The organism is Hymenobacter terrigena (assembly GCF_054776515.1).
The window spans coordinates 991,069-1,009,568 of the sequence record NZ_BAAHBU010000001.1 but is presented as its reverse complement, the minus strand read 5'-3'; the positions used below and the strand labels follow the sequence as shown (position 1 = coordinate 1,009,568).

13 protein-coding genes are annotated in these 18,500 nt (G+C 59.2%); 5 read left to right on the top strand and 8 right to left on the bottom strand.

The features are described from left to right. Positions 1–105: 105 nt before the first annotated feature. Positions 106–741, bottom strand: a complete 636-nt coding sequence (locus ACYU7Q_RS04015; RefSeq protein ID WP_460608147.1) for an LON peptidase substrate-binding domain-containing protein — start codon at positions 739–741, stop codon at positions 106–108. 156 nt (positions 742–897) lie between these two features. Here ACYU7Q_RS04015 and mtgA point away from each other — a divergent pair, with 156 nt between their 5' ends. The 3 genes from mtgA to ACYU7Q_RS04000 all read left to right on the top strand — a co-directional run bounded on the left by mtgA (position 898) and on the right by ACYU7Q_RS04000 (position 3,830). Then, positions 898–1,659 (top strand): biosynthetic peptidoglycan transglycosylase, encoded by a 762-nt coding sequence (gene mtgA / locus ACYU7Q_RS04010; protein ID WP_460608146.1) that lies wholly within the window; start codon positions 898–900, stop codon positions 1,657–1,659. Positions 1,660–1,767: 108 nt separating this feature from the next. Beyond that, positions 1,768–2,208: a YybH family protein gene (locus tag ACYU7Q_RS04005; RefSeq protein ID WP_460608145.1), complete on the top strand. Its 441-nt coding sequence runs from the start codon at positions 1,768–1,770 to the stop codon at positions 2,206–2,208. A 221-nt stretch (positions 2,209–2,429) separates the two neighbouring features. After that, on the top strand, positions 2,430–3,830 hold the full coding sequence (locus ACYU7Q_RS04000) for an alpha/beta hydrolase (RefSeq protein WP_460608144.1): 1,401 nt from the start codon (positions 2,430–2,432) through the stop codon (positions 3,828–3,830). Between the two features lie 171 nt (positions 3,831–4,001). On the opposite strand, the gene ACYU7Q_RS03995 is transcribed toward ACYU7Q_RS04000, so the two are convergent. The 4 genes from ACYU7Q_RS03995 to ACYU7Q_RS03980 all read right to left on the bottom strand — a co-directional run bounded on the left by ACYU7Q_RS03995 (position 4,002) and on the right by ACYU7Q_RS03980 (position 11,404). After that, positions 4,002–4,409 (bottom strand): hypothetical protein, encoded by a 408-nt coding sequence (locus tag ACYU7Q_RS03995; RefSeq protein ID WP_460608143.1) that lies wholly within the window; start codon positions 4,407–4,409, stop codon positions 4,002–4,004. 111 nt (positions 4,410–4,520) lie between these two features. After that, positions 4,521–5,015 (bottom strand): hypothetical protein, encoded by a 495-nt coding sequence (locus ACYU7Q_RS03990; RefSeq protein WP_460608142.1) that lies wholly within the window; start codon positions 5,013–5,015, stop codon positions 4,521–4,523. A gap of 167 nt (positions 5,016–5,182) precedes the next feature. Continuing rightward, the gene (locus ACYU7Q_RS03985) at positions 5,183–10,279 is read right to left on the bottom strand and encodes a hypothetical protein (RefSeq protein WP_460608141.1); all 5,097 of its coding nucleotides are present in this window, start codon (positions 10,277–10,279) and stop codon (positions 5,183–5,185) included. 21 nt (positions 10,280–10,300) lie between these two features. Continuing rightward, positions 10,301–11,404: an App1 family protein gene (locus ACYU7Q_RS03980; protein WP_460608140.1), complete on the bottom strand. Its 1,104-nt coding sequence runs from the start codon at positions 11,402–11,404 to the stop codon at positions 10,301–10,303. Between the two features lie 204 nt (positions 11,405–11,608). Between ACYU7Q_RS03980 and ACYU7Q_RS03975 the strand changes: the two genes are divergently transcribed. Then, positions 11,609–12,730 (top strand): DNA topoisomerase IB, encoded by a 1,122-nt coding sequence (locus ACYU7Q_RS03975; protein ID WP_460608139.1) that lies wholly within the window; start codon positions 11,609–11,611, stop codon positions 12,728–12,730. Positions 12,731–12,768: 38 nt separating this feature from the next. On the opposite strand, the gene ACYU7Q_RS03970 is transcribed toward ACYU7Q_RS03975, so the two are convergent. After that, on the bottom strand, positions 12,769–14,310 hold the full coding sequence (locus tag ACYU7Q_RS03970; RefSeq protein ID WP_460608138.1) for a hypothetical protein: 1,542 nt from the start codon (positions 14,308–14,310) through the stop codon (positions 12,769–12,771). Between the two features lie 81 nt (positions 14,311–14,391). Beyond that, positions 14,392–16,005, bottom strand: a complete 1,614-nt coding sequence (locus ACYU7Q_RS03965; protein ID WP_460608137.1) for a hypothetical protein — start codon at positions 16,003–16,005, stop codon at positions 14,392–14,394. Between the two features lie 157 nt (positions 16,006–16,162). Between ACYU7Q_RS03965 and ACYU7Q_RS03960 the strand changes: the two genes are divergently transcribed. Beyond that, positions 16,163–17,767, top strand: a complete 1,605-nt coding sequence (locus ACYU7Q_RS03960; RefSeq protein WP_460608136.1) for a hypothetical protein — start codon at positions 16,163–16,165, stop codon at positions 17,765–17,767. On the opposite strand, the gene ACYU7Q_RS03955 is transcribed toward ACYU7Q_RS03960, so the two are convergent. Further along, positions 17,764–18,483, bottom strand: coding sequence for a spheroidene monooxygenase (locus ACYU7Q_RS03955; protein ID WP_460608135.1), 720 nt, complete (start codon positions 18,481–18,483; stop codon positions 17,764–17,766). The two genes, ACYU7Q_RS03960 and ACYU7Q_RS03955, sit on opposite strands and share 4 nt — an antisense overlap. Between the last annotated feature and the right edge of the window lie 17 nt (positions 18,484–18,500).

Here is an 18,500-nt window from a genome sequence, read left to right as displayed (position 1 = left end):
AGGCCACCTCGCAGGTGGCCTTTTTTATTACATCTTGCTATGGAATTGAAGTTTTAGCCGTCTATAAAAATCCGGGTAATCCGAAAAATCCGAGCGAATCCGTGGTCAGAAGTTAGGCGGCGTGAGGTTTTTGAAATGGCCATTTAGCCGCACCCGGTCCTTGAGGCGCTCGGTTTCGAGCACGACGGGCAGGATGGTGTCGAGGTGTTCGCGGACCATTTCCTGGCGTTCCTGCTCGCTGGTGGTGGCCAGGAGCTGGTATTCCTGCTCGGTGCTGAAGCCGATGTGGTGGGCTACGTCGAAAATGCAGTAGTCGGGGGCCAGCTCCAGCAGGAGCTTGCGCAGGCCGAGGGCTTCGTAGAGCTGGCGAACCTGCTTGGTGATGATTTCGCGCAGTACCGGGTCGGGCACGTTGTCCTGCACCACGTCTTCGACGAGGCCGCCGGCGTAGAGCTTGCCGGGGGCCTGGCGGTAGAATTTATTGATACGGAACACGCCCACGGCCTTGGTGCGGATGTCGAGCTCGCCGCTGGCGTAGGTTTGCTCCACGCTCACGAGGCGCATTTCGGTGCCCAATTCACTGAGCGAATTGTCGAGATACGGCGGGATGCCGAAGGTGGTGTTCTGCTCAATGCACTCGCGTACCAGCTGGCGGTAGCGGGGCTCAAAGATGTGCAGGTTCAGTTTTTCGCCCGGAAAAACGACCAGATTTAACGGAAACAGCGGAATCAGGCGGGCCATGGGCAGCGAAACGGAAAAGAGACATAACTACCGGACTCAACAACAGGAGCGGGTGGTTGGGTTTAGGGCGACCGACTGGAACGCGCGATAAGTGAAGCGGATGGCAAGGTAGGCGCGAAAGCCGAAACCCCGCCAGCCGCGCTATTTTTGCACTCCATGCCTTCTGCCAAGCTGATTCCCGACGTTTCCGTACTGCTCAAAAGAACCGGCCGCCTGCTGCTGCAAGTGGGGGCCGCGCTGTTTCTGACTTCCATTGCCTGGGTGCTGATTTACCGGTGGGTGGCTCCGCCCGCGACCTGGCTGATGCTGGACCGCCGCGCCCACGCGCCGGTGGGGCTGGGCTATTACGGCATTCAGGAAGAGCCCCGGCACATTCGCTACCGGTTCCGCAGCCTCGACGAAGTAGCGCCCAGCGTGCCCCTGGCCCTGGTGGCGGCCGAAGACCAGCGCTTCCTCATTCACCACGGCTTCGACCTAGATGCGCTAACCAAGGCCGCCAAACGCAACTGGAACGGCGACGGCAAGCACATTGTGGGCGGCAGCACGATTTCGCAGCAGGTGGCCAAAAACGTGTTTCTGTGGCAGGGCCGCAGCTACGTGCGCAAAGCCGCCGAGGCGTATTTTACGGTGCTGATTGAGACGCTCTGGAGCAAGCGCCGCATCATGGAAATGTATCTGAGCGTGGCTGAAATGGGGGATTGCACCTTCGGGGTGGAGGCTGCCAGCCAGCGCTACTTCGGCAAGCCCGCCAGCCAGGTGAGCCCGGCCGAGGCGGCGCTGCTGGCCGGCGTGCTGCCCAATCCGCTCCGCTTCCGGGCCTCGAACCCCGGGCCGGTGGCGCGGGCCAAGCAGCTGCGGGTGCTGCGGCTGATGCGCAACTTGGGCGGGACGCGGTATGTGGCGGAGATGCTGAAATGAGAAGTCAAATTAACCCCGAACGTCATGCAGAGCGCAGCGAAGCATCTTGCCCGAGATAGTAAATCAATCATGTGGACGAAGCGGGCAAGATGCTTCGCTACGCTCTGCATGACCGTTGGGCTGAGCCTCGCCGGCTGCACTACGGCGCGCTCACCTGTTTCCACAGCTGTCAATGCGGCTGCGGCGCGCCGGGCCATTGTGCAGGTGCTCACGACCCAGACGGCGGCCTGGAATCGGGGCGACATCCCCGGCTTTATGGATGGGTACTGGAAGTCCGATTCACTGGTGTTTATCGGGCGGAAAGGGCCAACGTATGGCTGGCAACCCACGCTGGCCAACTACCAGAAAAACTACCCCGATGCGACTGCCATGGGCCAGCTGGATTTCTCAGGGCTGCGGGTGACACTGGTGGCGCCCACGGCGGCGCAGGTGGTGGGGCATTGGCACTTGGCGCGGCCGGCCGCACTCGGCGACTTGCAGGGGTATTTTCTGCTGGTGCTGCGCCAAATTGACGGCCGCTGGCTGGTGGTGGCTGACCACACCAACTAGCGCTGGGACTGAGCATAAACCAAGCTGAAACTATTTAATTGAATAAAGTCTGAATTTTATGTGATTATTCTTTCCTTTGAGGCAGTGGTGCTTATTGCCCAAGGCTTTTTTTGTAGAGAATAATGGTTAGTAAACAGTGTTGCCAAAGCCTTTGCCCGGCAAATAGACAGTTGAAATGGGTGAGTGGGGGGAGGTGGCGGTTGCTGGCGGGCTTGCTGGGCATGAGCCTGGGGGCCAGCGCTCAGCAAACCCGCCAGCAGCAAACGCCGCTGACGGCCCAGCCGCTCGATTCGCTGGCGCAGTTGCGGGGCGTGGTGATGGATTCGGTAAACGGGCACCCGATAGCGGGAGCCGTTGTAGTAATAAAAGGGAAAAACGTGGGCGTGGCAACCGACTCGAGCGGGAAATTCAGCCTGCTGCTGCCACTGGGCGAGTGCCAACTGGCCATCAGCTCCCTGGGCTTCGCCACGCGGACGTATAGCATCGGTAAAAGCGACTTTGGCTACAAGAAGCGGTACTTCGAGCCGCCCACGTTTTACCTGCTTTCGGGGGGCAAGGAATTACAGATGCTGGTGGGAAGCGTAAGGGGGGCAGGACCGGTAGCAAAGTCCGATACCTGTACGAAGGTGCAGGTGTATTTTGCCACCGACCGCCAGGCCAACAAGCCGGTGGGGGCGATAACGGACTTTGGCAACGGCCGGGGCCGGGGTGTGAGCTACGGAACGGCCGAGGTGACCATCCCGAGCATTCACAAGAAGGGGGGGATGGAGCGCCCGGGCTTCTTCGGGCGGGAGGACCCCAAGGTGGACGTGGTGCTGCGCAGCAACCAGTTGCTGGCCAACGCGGCGTTTTTTGCGCGGCTGCGCGAGCAGGTGGCTGGCAGTGCCCAGTCGGCGGCGTTTGTGTTCGTACACGGCTACAACGTCTCTTTTGCTGAAGCAGCGCGGCGCACCGCCCAGATGCACTTTGACCTAAAATTTCCGGGGGTGCCGCTATTTTTCAGCTGGCCTTCCCAAGCCGCGGTGGAGTCTTACGTGGTGGATGAGCAGAACGCCGAATGGGCGCAGGACGACTTTAAGACGTTTCTGCTAGATTTTCTGACGCGCACGAACGCGCAGCAGGTCTACATCATCGCGCACAGCATGGGCAACCGGCTGGTGGCGCGGGCGATGCGCGACGTGCTGGTGGAGCGCCCGGAGCTGGCGACCAAAGTGCAGGAGCTGATACTTGCCGCGCCCGACATTGACGCCGCGGTGTTCAACCGGAACATTGCCCCGGTGTTGGAGCGCAGCCGCATCCATACCACGCTGTATGCCTCGAACGGAGACAAGGCCCTGAAGGCTTCGCGGCTGGCCCACGGCCGGTATGCCCGGCTGGGGCTGGTGGAAGGGCAGGTGCCTTACACCATGCGCGGAATGGAAACCATTGTGGCCTCGGAGGCCGACCCGGAGGCATTAGGGCTGAATTTTGGCCTGGGGCATTCGTACATCGCCGAGGTGCCGCTGGTGCTCACAGACCTGGGCGGGCTGATTGTAGGCGGGAAACGGCCGGAGCAACGCCCGTCGCTAACCAAAATGTCGGCGGGGGGACAGAGCTACTGGAACCTGAAACCAGGCAGGTAAAGGTTCTGTAGCGGTAGGCGCTGAGCAGCTTGTGAGTGGATTCCCCACTGATAAAGCGGATGCATTAGGGGGCGTTACCGGGCTTTTAAACAGCCCTTAAGCGCCGGCTTCAACAACAAATAAAAAGCCCGCTTCAGACCGAAGCGGGCTTTTAGCATGCAAAAAAGAAGACTACAACGCGGCGCGGCGAGTGGTGACGGCCGTCACAAACGTGTCGAGGGTGGCGATGTCGCTGGTGAGGGTGTCGCGGTCCAGCTCTTTTTCGAGCTTGGCGGTGGGGCCGTAGTTCTCCATTTTGCTGGTGAGGTTGTTGACGCGGGTTTCGTAGCGGTTGAGTTGGTTCTGGTTGCGGCGCTTGTCGTCGCCATCGGGCAGGGCAGCCACCACGGGCGTGAGGCCGGCAATCAGGGCCTGGGTGGCGGTGAGCTCCGTGCCGGCGCTGGTGGAATCGTTCCAGTTGTCGAGCTGAAACTGGAGGTTGTTGAGCCGGTTGGTGAGGCCGGTGCGCTCGCGCTGCTTGGTGGCGAGCAGCGCGTCGCACTCGGCCTGGGTGGTGAGGAGGTTGGTGGAAAACGCCATTTTGGTAAACAGTAAAAGGGTAGTTAAAACAGCCGGCTCGCTCCCGCGCTCCGCTGCCCCCTAAACAGCTGGTTGCTAATAGATATTGTGCAGTAGCCCGGCACAATCTTTTCAGGCGTTTTCCGTTGCGGCCAGCTCCTGCGCCACGGCCGCGGCTTCGGCACGCAGCCCGGCAATGCGAATGCGCAGCCGGGCCTGGGCCGTACTGCCGCTGCGAGCCAGCTCCGCGTGGGCCTTCGCCTCGAACGTGGCCAGCCAGGCCGGGGCCGCGCCGCCCGCTGGCGTCAGAGCGGCCATGAGCACCGGCAGGGCGGCCAACCGACGCCGCGCCCAGGTGGCCCGCGCCGGCAGCTGGTCCAATTCGTGATTGAGCTGGTCGGCCCGCAGCTGACAGGCGCGCAGGTGCTTGTGCAAAACGTCCGCGTCAGGGGCTTCCGGTTCGGGCTCGGCCAGGGTGTTGTGGTAGGCCAGGGTGAGGGCCGCGTGCGGCAGGGCGGCGGGGAGCGGCAGGGGGCGAATGCCACGCTCTACTTGATACATCATGTCCTTATTGAGGCCTAGGCAACGCCCAATGGCGGCGTTGCTCAGGCCAAAAAAGGTGCGCAAACGTGTTAATAAGACAAGGTGTTCCATATGCGCGTTTTGCTCTACTTTTCAGAACAACGCGCAAAATGTAGAGCAAATTATATGCGTGTTTTGCTCTGCATTTTCTGATTAGAGTCAAAAGGTGGAGCAAATTAATAACTGTCGTTTAATGACTTATTCGATTTGTTTTATTCGGATTTGAGTTTGTAAGTAATAACATTTTCACGAATCAGATAAGCGATAGAAACGCCCGCGTCAACCATTTTATCTAGTAGCCAAATAAAATCTTGATGTAGCTGGCGATTGGCCTTAATTCGTATAATGTGCTGCTGATATAAACGCTCGATTAGCTGAGTAGCCATAGGCTGTAGTAAGGGAGTGTGCATATCGGGTTCAGTTTGAAGGATTCTCACAACCCATCCTAAGGCTCTAGGCAACAACGTTTGGTCGCCGATGGTAGCTAATGCATTGATAACCGACTTCAAATTCACGCGGCCAAATTGGTTGACAGCACGCTCATAAAAATCGCCTGCGGAATTCAAGGGTAACCAAGAGGTGGCTTCAAAATTCCAATGTGTATCTAGCAATACAAACTTGGAAAAGCGTGCTGTTCCTAAATCAGTGAGACGTTTCAGTAGGAAATTCCATAATTGCCAAAACGTATCAGTAGCGGACGTCTTAAGCCCAGTGTCTGAGGAGTTATAGACAAGCTTGTCAAGATTTAGGATTGTGTATTCCAATACATTCCCAACAATTTCGCTGGGGCTCTGCCCGCTATTATACCGAGTGGGAGCGTAACCGACAGCGTTAGTTACCAGAATATCAAGTATGCTTGAGCTAACGCTAAACCTGTTCAATATCAATGAATGGGAGAAGTACTGCCAAACCCACATAGTATTCTCATAATTCATGGTTGGGTCGCCCCGCATGGACCGCCGATAGCGCGGGACATCATCGTCCTCCTCCTCCTTCTGAACACCCAGCATCATAAGACTACATAGCACTTGCATAAATCTTATTTGCTCATCGTCGGCTGTATCGTACGGAATAATAGCCAGCGCTTTGGGTAATATCCATGTACTGTTGTTAGTAAAATCAAGGCCTGCTAAGTCGATAGCAACACCATCGGGATTAGTGAGTAAGGTATTTAAAAACTCGCGCTCAACCGTTTGGAACTGAGCAAAGCTTTCTGGGTCTGATGCATCGTAGGTGTACTCTTTTTCTTTAGCAAAGCGAGCGTATGCTACAACTCCCTTCCAGATGGTTTTGTATTGCGTGGGGTGCTCTAGTGCTACCCCCTCCCGGAGGTGCTTAAAGACATGCTCTAGTTCATGGTTAGAGATATGCGAGACAATAGTTCGTATCGTGAAGAGTATAAGTTCTTGTGTATCCGCCTCTTCAGTCAAATGCTTGAATAGCAGACTAAATGATTGAAGGTAAAGGCCAGTATCAAGAACGGAAGACTTACCCGGGAAATCTGTTGTTTCGTAGTAGCTCCGTGCTGATATAATCTTGTATTCAATGTTGATAGCCAGCACCGTTATTGCCCATTCGCGCTGTGCATCGGTAAGCTGCTCGGCGAAATGACGCAGGCCAATTATCGCCAAGCCAGCCGGGCGTTGCAAATAGTGATTGGTGTATCCGGGTTGGTTGAATTCCTCATAGGCAGTAACCCACTGTTCATACTCATCTGATGGGATTGATTTGTCTTCAAAAATCTTGCGAACCCACTCGGAGTGTGCAAGAACTTTGCGTTCTGGCGCTGCTTCAATATTATAAGCTTCCAGACCTGCTTTAACTTTCTCGTCATAAGTAGGCTGTACTAAAAACTTGTTTGGTTCGTCTGGCACTGGCTCCATCTCCCATTTTGAGATGTCGAGCTCATTCAGCATTTTGTGCCACACATAATCATTCTCATCCAGTTCGGCATAATGCGTAGCAATGATGCCTCTGATTTGCTCCCGATATTCACCTCCTGTCATCTGATATGAGATAACAAAATCGACTAAGCCACGTGAATGGGCATTTCGATGAGGTAGGTGATTGAACTTGTAAGTTACCTCTTGTGCAAAGGGGAGGTGCATATCGGCTGGGCTGAGAACAGAATGTTCACCTAGGCGACGGTGAAGGTCCCATTTAAAGCATTGTTTTGCTGTAAGTAGCGGCAACCATTCAGCACCCAACTCATCTGGATAGGCTTGGGCTATGCCTGCTAACATTCCTGTGAGGAGCGCAGAACTGGAATTCTCAATTAGAAACCTGAAGTACTGCTGCACAAGGGTGCGGCTTGTGTCGGTTTGCATTTGGCAGCGTTCCAACAGGAACTGCTCCGTGCTCATCAGCACCGTATGCAATATGTTTGACGTTACAATGGTGCCTCTGTGGGCAGCCCATAAAGTATCATTACCAAACTGATGAATCTTACTGCTATCATTGGCAGTAAGGGCGAATTTCTCAAGGGATTCGTCACTGTCACGTTGTGCTTTTTGATAACAAGCAGCACAATAATTAGCAAGTTCTACCACAAACTGAAGCCCCTTAACGGTGCTGAAGCGCAGTAGAGACAAAATTGGCGACTTAAATACACCCGCCGGAAAGGTATGCCTTAAGTGAGCTTCAAGGCCAAATTCTTCTTCTCGGCTGAGCCGTGAGCTAAGGCTGTGCCCATAGAGCTCCTTCTTTCCCTTGGGTTTGAGCTTCCAGGTATTATTAGCTACCTGAATAACAGCATTTGGTAAGTGCTTGCAAAGCGGGGCAGAATAAAGCCCGGATAAGCACACCTCTACTACTCGGTCATAGAAGCCGCTAACGCGGTAGTCGCGGTCACGGGTTTTGGGAGAGCTAGCCCTTTGTAACAACTCACTGACTTCGGTAGGAGCTAGCTGAACAACTTTAAACAATACTATCAGCAACTGCTGCACTACTGACTCCTCCGACCGGGAATCCCAAGAATTATCCGCCTTCTCCATCTCGGCTACCCAGACAAGTAGCATATCCTTCACCGGCTCTGCCTCGGCTGGCAAGTCTCTCCAGATTCCGTTTATGTTACTCGCCCACTCAATTATTAAATTGGCAATGAGTATTCGTGCCTGTTGTAAGACAGTAAAATACTCGCTGATGAATTGCAGAGCATAGCGCCAGCCTGACCCAATTGGATTTGGATTAATACTACGGCCGCCAGTCGACCAACTGGAGCTTTGGCGGCAGGCAGTGCGAATAAGGTGAATACAACGACATAGGAAAGTAGCGTCGTTCTGGAGTAAAAGGTCTTGAAAAGCTTTGAAGAAGATTTCGCTATCAGGTGAGCGGAACACTGCAATGAGCATCTCGTCAAGCCAGTAATTTGCGATGGTTTGGCTGGCCTGTGCTTGCGTAATGAGTTGGAAAACATCTTGAGCTTCTTCAGCTAACTGGTCTTCAACCCATAAACGAAACGCTCGACGCATAGCTGGCTCACTACCGACCGCAGTAAAGAATTGCTCTGCATTACGGTGCGTTTTCCAATGGTCGTGAATGAATTTTACCAAGGCCAAGTCTTCCAGCACGTCGTGTGTTGGTGCGTAACCATCGTTTCCTTCCTCGCTGAATATTATACCGTCATTTTCAAGTGCGAAAACGGCGTCTTCGCTAACGCCAATTGGCTCTATGAATAGACTCATGTGTTGCGCCCGCTGGATGGCTACCCCAAGAAATGCGCGCTTTCGCTTTAGAGGCATACCTTGGTCCCGAACAGTAACATTTTCAACCAGGTGCTGCCATAACTTTTCTTTAAAGCCCGACAGCGTCACACCAGACAAATCCTCAGTAGTCCTATCCGTTAACGAGACCGATAGGTCTAGGTATTTTAAGCTTTTTAAAAGTGACTTAAGGTTAGGATTTGCGAGCAAGCTCCGCAAGCTGGGTGCAACTGCTGCAAATTGACCTAGCTCTTCATCAGTGAGAAGCGGAACATCTATGATGTTTGTCTTGCTAATGCCGAACTTGTGAACAATCAAGTCAATGGCATAGCGCCGGCATGTTAGTACTATCCTCACGTTGGTACCTGCCGCAGATTCCAAGTAAGCTAGTAACTGCCGAAAAGCATTGCCAGGGTCACCTTCTAATAGCTTTTCGGCACTGTCGACAACAATGGTCTTTTCAGGTAATAGGGCTAGGTAGGCAAATAACTCGGATAACTCTATACTAACTCCTTGCTTGGCAAATACGTGGCTTAAGTGTGGCTCATTGAATTGGTCGGCTCGGAAAACGAAGGTGGCATCCCCTGAGCGCTGTTCGGTTATCCAGTCCCGTACGACAGCCGATTTACCTACACCCGCGGCACCAGCTACAATAGTAAGTTGGTCCTCGTTACAGGATTCCGTAATGCGGTTTTTGAGGTCCTCGCGTGGAAGCTGGTAGCCCGCCACGGTGTTCTTCATAGGCAGCAGGATAGCATGCCCGTTTGAATAGAGCTTGCGTAAGGCCTGATGTGCAGGCTCCAATTTTTGCAGGCTGAATTGCTGATAAACGGGCAGCAGCTTGACACTCGCACTGGTAATGCTTCCCCCATCGGGGTTGTAGCTGCTCGCTATGTCCAATAACTCACGCCAGATACCTAAGGCATCGGAGGTTGCTGTTTCACTTTTAGCCAAGCCAAGCAAACTGATTACGTTCGCTTTATCCACGCTTCCGGTGTTCAGGAAGTCATAATCCAGCAACTCAACACACCGCAGAAACCGCCATATTTCATCGTCGCTTAGAGCTTTGCCACCGTTGATTTTCGCTAAAACATCGGCAAACACTTTCAGCCGTTCTTTCTTGGCGCCAATGCGGTTAACTTCAAGATAAAAATCCTGACTTGTTGCTTTGTGCTTGGCCCAATTGAGCAACACTTTCACGTGGTTGCGCTCTGTGTCATTAAGGCCGCTTTTTACAATGACAAGCTTATCAAGCGATTGGTCGAATAATGTGGAATTATTATAATCGCGCCAGAAAGCATCCATCACCTCTTGAAAAGTGCTGTCGTTGGCGGAAATAGTGATGTTATATTTCGCCTGAATTAATAGGCGATGAGTAACGCCTCTGGGAGTTTGCGTCTGGACCACTAAATCGTCGGTAGCATATCCCAGACGAGTGGCTTGCAATGCCAACTCTGTGATTTCGGCTTCAGGTATACAAGGGACACTGCCCTTCGTAATAAGCGTGGCCAAAAAAGCCGCTTGTACGTGATGCTCGAAAGAGGAGCCGCCGCTGCCTTTAGAAAAGACACTGCTAGTATCCGCCATTGGTGCTTGATTTTTTTGCACTAAGGTAGAACTGTAGAACAACTACCCCACCAGTCCCAGCCCCGCCGCGTGCGCCGCCGCCGAAGCATAGTCTTTCACCAGCAGCATGGGCACCTGCTCGGCGCTGAGCTCCTCGATGATGGGCCCGACCAATAAGGCGCGTTCGGGCACCTGCACGTCGCGGATGTAAATGGCCTTAATCCGGCCGGGGTGGCGGCGCACCACTTCGCGGTAGATGCGGGCGTCTTCCTGGCCGCTGTCGCCAAGCAAGACAAAGGGCAGCGCGGGGTAGGTGGTGAGGAGGTCGTCGATTTCGTGCAGCTTGTGGGCGAAGTGGATGGCGGCCGAGCCGGTGACGCCGGGCGGGGGCGTGGTTTTGGGACGGGCAATGCTAAGGTCGCGCAGCAGGAGCGGCCCGGTGGGGATGTCGTGCAGCGTCAGAAACTCGGCCAGTAGGTCGTAGAGGTTCCAGGGGCTGCTGCTCACGTAGAAAAACGGGTTGTCGGGCTGGCCGGTGCGGCCCCGCTGGAGCTGGCGGTAGAACTCGGCCACGCCCTCAAACGGCTGTTTCGACTGGGCATTGCTGAACAGCACGCGGCCCAGCATTTTGACAATGTTGGTGGCGCTGGTTTCGAACACCGTGTCGTCGAGGTCGGAAATCACGCCGAACTCAGCGCTGGCGGGCGGCACCAGCACCTGGGCCTGGGTGGCAATGGCCTTGGCCGGCAGCTTCAGGAACTGGGGCAGCCGGGCCACGCGCACCGGCACCGGGTACCAAAGGTAGGCCACGGGCGCGGGCAGCTCGTGCGGCTCAATAACCAAGGTAAAATAGCCTTCGTCGTCGGTGGTGACGAGGTGCTGGCTGCCGTCGGGCAACTCGGCCACGAGGTCGGCCCCGGCTACTTCGCGGCTGTTGAAGCGGCGCACCATGCTGCGGAAGTTGCGCCAGCCGGAGTCGGTGGCGGTGGGGGCGGTCAGGCCGGGGTCGGCCAGCAGGCGGCCTTTGATGTAGAACTTAGTGGCCGTGCCGTAGCTGCGGTAAGCGTCAATCTGGAGGGGCCGCAGCCAGCCGCGGCGGGCCGAGAAACGGGTGTACAGATGGTCGGTCCACTCAGAGAGATTGGAAAGGGCAGCAGGCAGCTTCATGGGGCAAACCTACGGCCAGCGGCCGGCAATGGCTGCTGTAGCGCGGGTTTTGTAGCGTGGACTCTGCGAGTCCGCGCCGGTGCGTACCGTTCAACGACATCAGGAAAGCGCGGACTCGCAGAGTCCACGCTACGGCTCAGCCGCCAATTAAGCTTTTTCCGTAGAACCCCGACGCCCGCTTTTACGGCTGTATCCGTTCTATTCATGCCCAACGCCACCGTCGCCCACCCGAAAACCCGCAAAAAGTCGCTTCAGCCCCAGGATGAGGCGCATATTGTGTACAAAGACCCCGCGCGGCAGGCCGAAATGGCCGGCCTGCGCTACGCCAGCGACCAAGGTCCTGGCATCACCCGCAAGCCCACCCGTGCCGGTCACTTCGTTTACCACGACGCGAAAGGCCAGAAAATAACCGACCCGAAAACGCTGGACCGCATTGCCAGCTTCGTGATTCCGCCGGCCTGGACGGAGGTCTGGATTTCGCCCTCGGCCAACACCCATTTGCAGGTAACGGGCCACGACAACCTCGGCCGCAAGCAGTACCGCTACCACCCGGCCTGGGACCAAATGCGCAGCCTTACCAAGTTTTCGCGCCTGCGCACTTTCGGCGAAAAACTGGGACCGTTGCGCCAGCAACTCAGCAAAGACCTGCGCCGCGCTGCCCTCGACCGCGAAAAAGTAGTGGCCCTCGTGCTCACGCTCATGGACCAGTCGTTTATCCGCGTCGGCAACAAGGAATACGCGAAGAAAAACGGCAAATCAAAACCCAGCTACGGCCTCAGCACCTTGCAGGATAAGCACGTTGCCATCGAAGGCGCCAAGGTTAATTTCAGCTTTGTGGGCAAAAAAGGCGTGCCGCACGACGTGACCCTGCACGATGCCAAGCTGGCCCGACTGGTGCGCAAGTGCAAGGAAATTCCGGGCCAGCACCTGTTCCAATTTTACTCGGCCGATGGGCAGCGCCACGCCCTGGAATCGGGCGATGTGAACGACTACCTGCACCGCCACACCGGCTTGCAGCTCTCGGCTAAGGACTTTCGCACCTGGGGCGGCACAGTGAAAATGGTGAGCTGTCTGGAAGCCGTGCTGAACGAGGAACCGGATTTAGCTCCCGAAAAAGTCATCAAGAAAGCCGTGAAGGAAGTGGCCACCGGCCTGGGCAACACGCCCACGGTGTGCTCGAAATACTACATCCACCCGCAGGTGGTGGAACTGTTTAAATCGGGCCAGCTGATTGAGTTTCTGCGCAAGCACGACGCCGAAGCCCAGCCTGATGACCCGCTGTCGCCGGTAGAACGGCTGGTGATGAAGATGCTGGAGCAGGCGTGAAGTAGGGTGCGGGGTGGTACCCTACGTCATTCAGCATTCTACTCCTCCGGCAGCTTGTCATAAGCCCGTTTAGCGGGCGCGCTTTCCTGCATGAAATGAATGCCCTTGCTACCGCTGGCAGCGTGAAACTCATCCTTTCCCGCGCCGCCGTAGATGCGGATAGCGGGTTTGCGGGCAGCACTCGCGCCGCGTTCTTCAACGGTAAAAACGTCATCGCCCGCCAACCCTTCCAGTTGGATAAGCCGCGTCTCCGCCGGCAAAAAGGCGCGGTGCAATAGCGGGGCCGCCGAAGCACCGGCTGCGATTGATTCGACTATTACCACCGTCGAATCGGCGTAGCGCCGAATGGTGAATCGTTCGGCCTGGGCCGTGCCACCGATGCGCGGGCGCTTGGCTAATCCGAGGTAAAAGCCGTCGGCCAGGGCGGGTAGCGCGGCGCGGCGGGCTTGCAGGGCCGCGATGGTGCGCGGCCCTTCCAGGGCGAAGGCCGCCGGGGGCAGGCGGTGGATGGCGCGGGCAATGAGGCTATCGGGCAGGCGCTGCTGCATGGCCACGGCCGCGGCCCGGAATTGGGCGCGGCTTAGGCCATTCAGAATGCGCTGGTCGAGGTAATGCCCCGAGCCCAGCAGCCCCGCTGGGTTCTTATACTTCGGCCCGAACGTGGCCCAGTGGCGCAGAAATACGTGGCCGATGAGCCAGCCCAAGGCGCCATCATCGAGGCGGTAAAGCACCATGTCGCGGTCTTTGGGCAGCGGCACCAGCGCCGCAGCCGCGGGGGTAGACTCGGTGGGGCGCATCACGGCCCAGCTCCACTGGCCGGGGTGGCGGTCCCAGTCGCCGAGCCAGCCGTCGAGCAGGCGGGCCCGGAGCAGGTCGGCCGGAACGAAGCGCTGCTCGGGACTGGCAAAAGCCGCGGCAAAGGCCTTGGTGCTGTTGACGACGGCGGCGGGCGGCGGGGTGGTGGGGGCTGCCTTTTCCTCCAGATAAGCCAGCTGGCCCCGGAAGTGCCGCAGCGAATCGGTTTGAAAAGCCGGGTCGTCGGCCCGCACGTAGAACAGGCGCGGCGAGGCGTGCGGCACCCCGGCACCGGCGGCCAGCGGCGGCACCACCAGCGCGGCATAGGGGTTGGTCGAAGAAATATTATCGCGCAGCACATTCACCAGGAAAGTGCCGCGCACCAGCTTCGGCGTGGCCCGGATGGGGTCTTTATCCACGGTGCGGACCACGTAGGCGCGGCCGTCGGCCCCGTTCAGGCCCAGGCTGGTGCTATTGAAGCCGCCGCCCACTTTGCCGGGCGTGAGGCCACCGTGCACATCGGCCAGGTGCAACACCGGCGCTGCTACCGGGGCCGCCCAGGTGGGGCGATGGTGCCGGCCTACCAGCGCGTTGTACAGGCCGCCGTGCCGGGCATATTGCCGGCCGGCAGTGGCGCTGTGCACGCTATCGGCGGCGGCGGGCAGGGGCGTGGAGGCATCAAGCCGGGCATCGGGTTGAAAAAACTGCTTGCGAACGCAGCCGGTGCCAAGCAGCCCAACCAGTGCGCCTCCCATCAATGTATAAAAGCGCAAACGGACGGACATCAAGAGCAAGCAGCGGAGTAAGGTTGGGCTTTGAACGGCCAGGGACCGAAAAAGGCTGTCCGGTTTGGGTCGCAGAACCAATTAATCATCGTTGAGCCGGTTGTAGGCGCGGTGTTTCTTCCTGGGCAGGCTCGGGCGGAGGCTGCCGGCGGCCGTCACATCGGAGGCTTCGTCGAAGAGCTTCAGCCGCCGGTTGCTGCCTTGCAGGGCCAAGTGGTCGTGACCCTCGCCGCCGTAGAGCAGCACGCGCATGGGCCGGTGGGTGGTGGTGGTTACTTCAAACACGTCGTCGCCGCCGAGGCCGTCGAGGCTCAGTTCCTGGGTTTCTTTGGTGAAATACGTGCGCCGGAATCGGAGCGAGTCGCCGGCCGAAAACTGGCTAAGGGCTTTGGAAAAAACGCGCACCGTGGTCGAATCGGCGTAGCGGTGCACCACAAACCGCTCGGCCTCGGCCGTGCCGCCCAATGTGGGCTCGTGGGCCAGGGTGAGGTAATATGCCTCGGCGGCCTGCGGCAGTCTTTCGCGCCGGGCCTTGAGGGCGTTGCCCAAGCGGGTGCCCTCCAGCGCAAACACGGCGGGCGGCAGGCGGCGCAGGGCCCGGTCGATGACGGAATCGGGCAGGCGGCGCTGCAAGTCGCGGGCGGTGCGCTGGAAATCGGCCCGCGTCATGGCCGATAGGCCGCGCTCGTCAATAAACTTCGCCTGGAATACCAGCCCGGCCATGTTGTTGTACTTGTTGCGGAACGTCTGGAACTGCGGCGCAATGAACGGCCGGGCCGCCAGCCAGGGAATCACCCCGTCATCGAACCGAAAATACACCTGGTCGCGGTCCTTCGGAATGCCGACATAGCGCACGCGGCCCCCGGCTTCCGGAAACTGGGCCCAGGTCCACTGCGCCTCGTGCCGGTCCCAGTCGCCGAGCCATACATCGAGCAGGCGGGCGCGCAGAAAAGCCGGCTGGTCGATGAAATAGGAGGGGTGATGGTACACTTTTTTCAGCATGGCCTCGCCGCCGTCAAAATCGACGGCAGCGGCCAGGTCGGGCGTGCGCGCGGCCGGGTTGTTGTATTTCTCTTCGAGCAGGGCCAGCTTGCCCTGAAACCGGGCCGAGGACTCGCCCAGGCCGGTTTCATCGGGCCGCACGTACACCAGGCGCGGGCGTGTGTGGGGCACGCCGGCCGCCTGCGCCAGCGGCGGCACGGTGAGCGCCCCATAGGGAATGGCCGCCGAGGTGGCATCGCGCACTACGTTGAGCACGAAGGTGTGGCGCAGCACCAGCGGCAGCGTTTTGTAAGGCTCTTTGTCGAGGGCGCGCAGGGCGTATTCGCGCTGCTGGCGGCCTTCCAGCGTCATGCTAATGCTTTGGTAGCCACCGCCGGCCTTGCCGGCCGTGAGCCCGCCCGGCGCGGCCGTGGCCAGGTTCAGCACGGCTGCTTTGACGGGGGCCGCCCACACGCGGCGGTAGTGGCGGCCCATAAAAAAACGGTAGAGCCCCGAGTGGCGGTTGTATTGGCGGCCCGCCGTGGCCAGCACCGAATCGGCCGTGGCCGGTAGGGCGGCGGTACTGCCCGGCCCCACGCGGGCATCGGGCTGGAAATAGTTGTGGCGGGCGCAGCCCCCAACGGCCAGCCCCAGGCCCAGCAGCACCAGCAGGCGCGGGCAAAAGCCGGGGCAGCGAACAAAAGAATAAGGCATTCGAAAAAGGCGGCAAGCGCGAATGAGCCTTTAACGCAGCTTCCCCGTAAAGGTGGGCAGCGCGTGGCCATAACCGTGCGTTTGGCAGCTTTTACTGCCGCGAAATATTTGCTTTTTGCCCCGATGGGCGCTCCGCTGTTTTGGAAAATTGCTGCTTATGCCGGGTCTGATTGCTGCATGGAAGCCGTGGGTGCGGGGCTGGTGCACCGGCGTGGTAGCCTGTTTATTGGGGGGCTGCGCCGAGCCGCCGGCCCCCGCGATGGCGGCTCCGCACTGGAGCGCCGATTCGACTACGGTGCGGCTGGCAGCCGGGCCGCAGTATGCCCGTAGTGCGGTTTGGAAGTTCTTTTTTGGCAAGCACTACCGCAGTGTGTGGGCCACGCCGGTCACGGTGCCGGTGCTGCGGCTGGCCACCGCCGTGCCCGGCGGCCTGGTGCCCATGCAGGCGGGCGGCAGCTACCAGAGCCATACCCTGCGCCTGCACGCGCCCGATGGCCGCGAGTACGTGCTGCGTTCCGTGGACAAAGACATGAGCGCCGCGCTGCGCCCCGGCTGGAAACGGAACCTGTTGCGCGGCCTGCTCAAAGACCAGACCAGCGCCACGCAGCCGTTTGGGGCGTATCCGGCCGCCTACCTGGCCGAAGTGGCCGGCGTGCTGCACGCCAACCCCCGGCTGGTGTTTGTGGGGCCGGACTGCGGCCTGGGCAAGTTCAAAGCCAGTTATGCCAATGCGCTGTACCTGTTTGAGGAGCGGCCCGATGGCGACCAGCGCCTGGTGGCCAGCTTCGGCCGCTCGCCCCGCGTGGTGAACTCGGCGCATATGCTGGCCGCGTTGCGCCGCCGGCCCGCTGCACACGTGCCCGCCCGGGCCTTCCTGCGCGCCCGCCTGCTCGACGTGCTGCTGGGCGACTGGAGCCGCCGCGAAGACCAGTGGCGCTGGGCCGCATTTTCGCAGGCCGGTCGGCTGGCGTTCCGGCCCGTGCCGCGCGACCGCGACCAGGCTTTTTTTCTGTTTGATGACGGCGTGGTGACGCGGCTGGTGTCGTGGTTTGCGCCCAAGTACCAGACGTTTCGGGCCAGCATTCGGCTGGAAAACGTAGATGCCCTCACCACCACGGCCCGTGCCCTCGACCGCACGTTGCTCACCAGTCTCAGTGCCAATGATTTTCGGGAAGTGGCCGATTCCGTCCGGGCCAGCCTGAGCGATGCCGTGCTGGCGCAGGCCTTCAACTCCGGCCCGCCGGAAATGCGGGCCAGCCTGGCGTCGAAATTCGTGCCCATGCTGCGCGCCCGGCGCGAGCAGCTGCCCGCCGTGGCCCAGCAGTACTACGCGCTGCTGAACAAGGAGGCCTGGCTGATTGGCACCGACCAGGCCGAGCGCTTTATCCTGAGCGAAGTGGGCGGCAGCCTGCGCGTGCAGCTGCTGGCCCGGCGCCCCGGCCGCCCCGACAGCCTCGTGACCGACCGCACCTTCAACCGGAAAATCACCCCCCAGCTCGACCTCTATGGCCTGGGCGGCGACGACGTGTTTGAGCTGCGCGGGGCGTTGCCGGATGGCATTGCCGTGCACCTCTACGCTGGCGACGGCCGTGACCAGGTAATTACTGCAAGGGGGGCCACGCCGGGCAACGTTACCTGGTATACGGGCCCCGGCAAGCGGCTCACTGCGCATCCGGCCGGCGTGCCGGTAGAAGCCGACCCGCAGCCCGAGCTCACGGCCAACGGCCGCGCCTGGCTGCAGCGCTACAATCTGCGCGATTAGGCCGGGCCGGTGAGCAGCCCCGCCAGTGGCTCCTGGCCATCAATAGTGCCCTCGCTGCTCAGCACCTGGAAACGGGCGAAAAGCTCCTCGGCGTACCAGTTTTCGCGCCGCGTGAGCTTGATTACCTCGCGGTGCCTGGCGTCTTTGTAGGCGTATTCCTGCATGGCTTGGGCCGATTCCCACACACTGAACGTGGCCTGCCGCACCAGGGGCAGCTCGCCCAGCCCGATGGCGGCCCGCACGCCCGCCGCGTGGGCCAGCGCCGCGCTGGTGGGCTCCACAAATTTCCAGAAGCGCGGGACTTTGCGCCAACGAATGCTGGCACGGGTGAGCACGGCCACGGGCGTTTTGGCGGGGCTTGGAATGGCGCTGACGCTGTAATCGAAGGGGTTTTTGCCGTCCCACAGGCCCTGGGCTTTGATGGGGGCGAGGCGCACGGTCCACTGCTCGGTGCTGCGCTGCTGGTAAGCGGCCCACACTGGGTTTCGGCTGAAGAATGCCTCGGCAAAGGCCACGTCTTCCCACACGGCCATGAAGCCGTAACGGTCGAAATTGGGCCACGCGCCGAAGCCGTTGGCCGCGCCGCTGCCCAGCAGTTTGAAAAACCGTAAGCCGGGCACCCGCTGCAGTTGCGGGGGCGCAGCGCCCATCTGGGCCAGCGCCCAGCGCCGGTGGCCAGGTTTCAGGGTGAGAACGGTGAGGGTGGTAAGGTGCATTCGAGCAAAGGGCGGGT

Coding starts and splice junctions, on each gene's coding strand:
- ACYU7Q_RS04015 (WP_460608147.1), bottom strand. CDS start 741: ATGGCCCGCCTGATTCCGCTGTTTCCGTTAAATCTGGTCGTTTTTCCG.
- mtgA (WP_460608146.1), top strand. CDS start 898: ATGCCTTCTGCCAAGCTGATTCCCGACGTTTCCGTACTGCTCAAAAGA.
- ACYU7Q_RS04005 (WP_460608145.1), top strand. CDS start 1,768: ATGACCGTTGGGCTGAGCCTCGCCGGCTGCACTACGGCGCGCTCACCT.
- ACYU7Q_RS04000 (WP_460608144.1), top strand. CDS start 2,430: ATGAGCCTGGGGGCCAGCGCTCAGCAAACCCGCCAGCAGCAAACGCCG.
- ACYU7Q_RS03995 (WP_460608143.1), bottom strand. CDS start 4,409: ATGGCGTTTTCCACCAACCTCCTCACCACCCAGGCCGAGTGCGACGCG.
- ACYU7Q_RS03980 (WP_460608140.1), bottom strand. CDS start 11,404: ATGAAGCTGCCTGCTGCCCTTTCCAATCTCTCTGAGTGGACCGACCAT.
- ACYU7Q_RS03975 (WP_460608139.1), top strand. CDS start 11,609: ATGCCCAACGCCACCGTCGCCCACCCGAAAACCCGCAAAAAGTCGCTT.
- ACYU7Q_RS03970 (WP_460608138.1), bottom strand. CDS start 14,310: ATGTCCGTCCGTTTGCGCTTTTATACATTGATGGGAGGCGCACTGGTT.
- ACYU7Q_RS03965 (WP_460608137.1), bottom strand. CDS start 16,005: ATGCCTTATTCTTTTGTTCGCTGCCCCGGCTTTTGCCCGCGCCTGCTG.
- ACYU7Q_RS03960 (WP_460608136.1), top strand. CDS start 16,163: ATGCCGGGTCTGATTGCTGCATGGAAGCCGTGGGTGCGGGGCTGGTGC.
- ACYU7Q_RS03955 (WP_460608135.1), bottom strand. CDS start 18,483: ATGCACCTTACCACCCTCACCGTTCTCACCCTGAAACCTGGCCACCGG.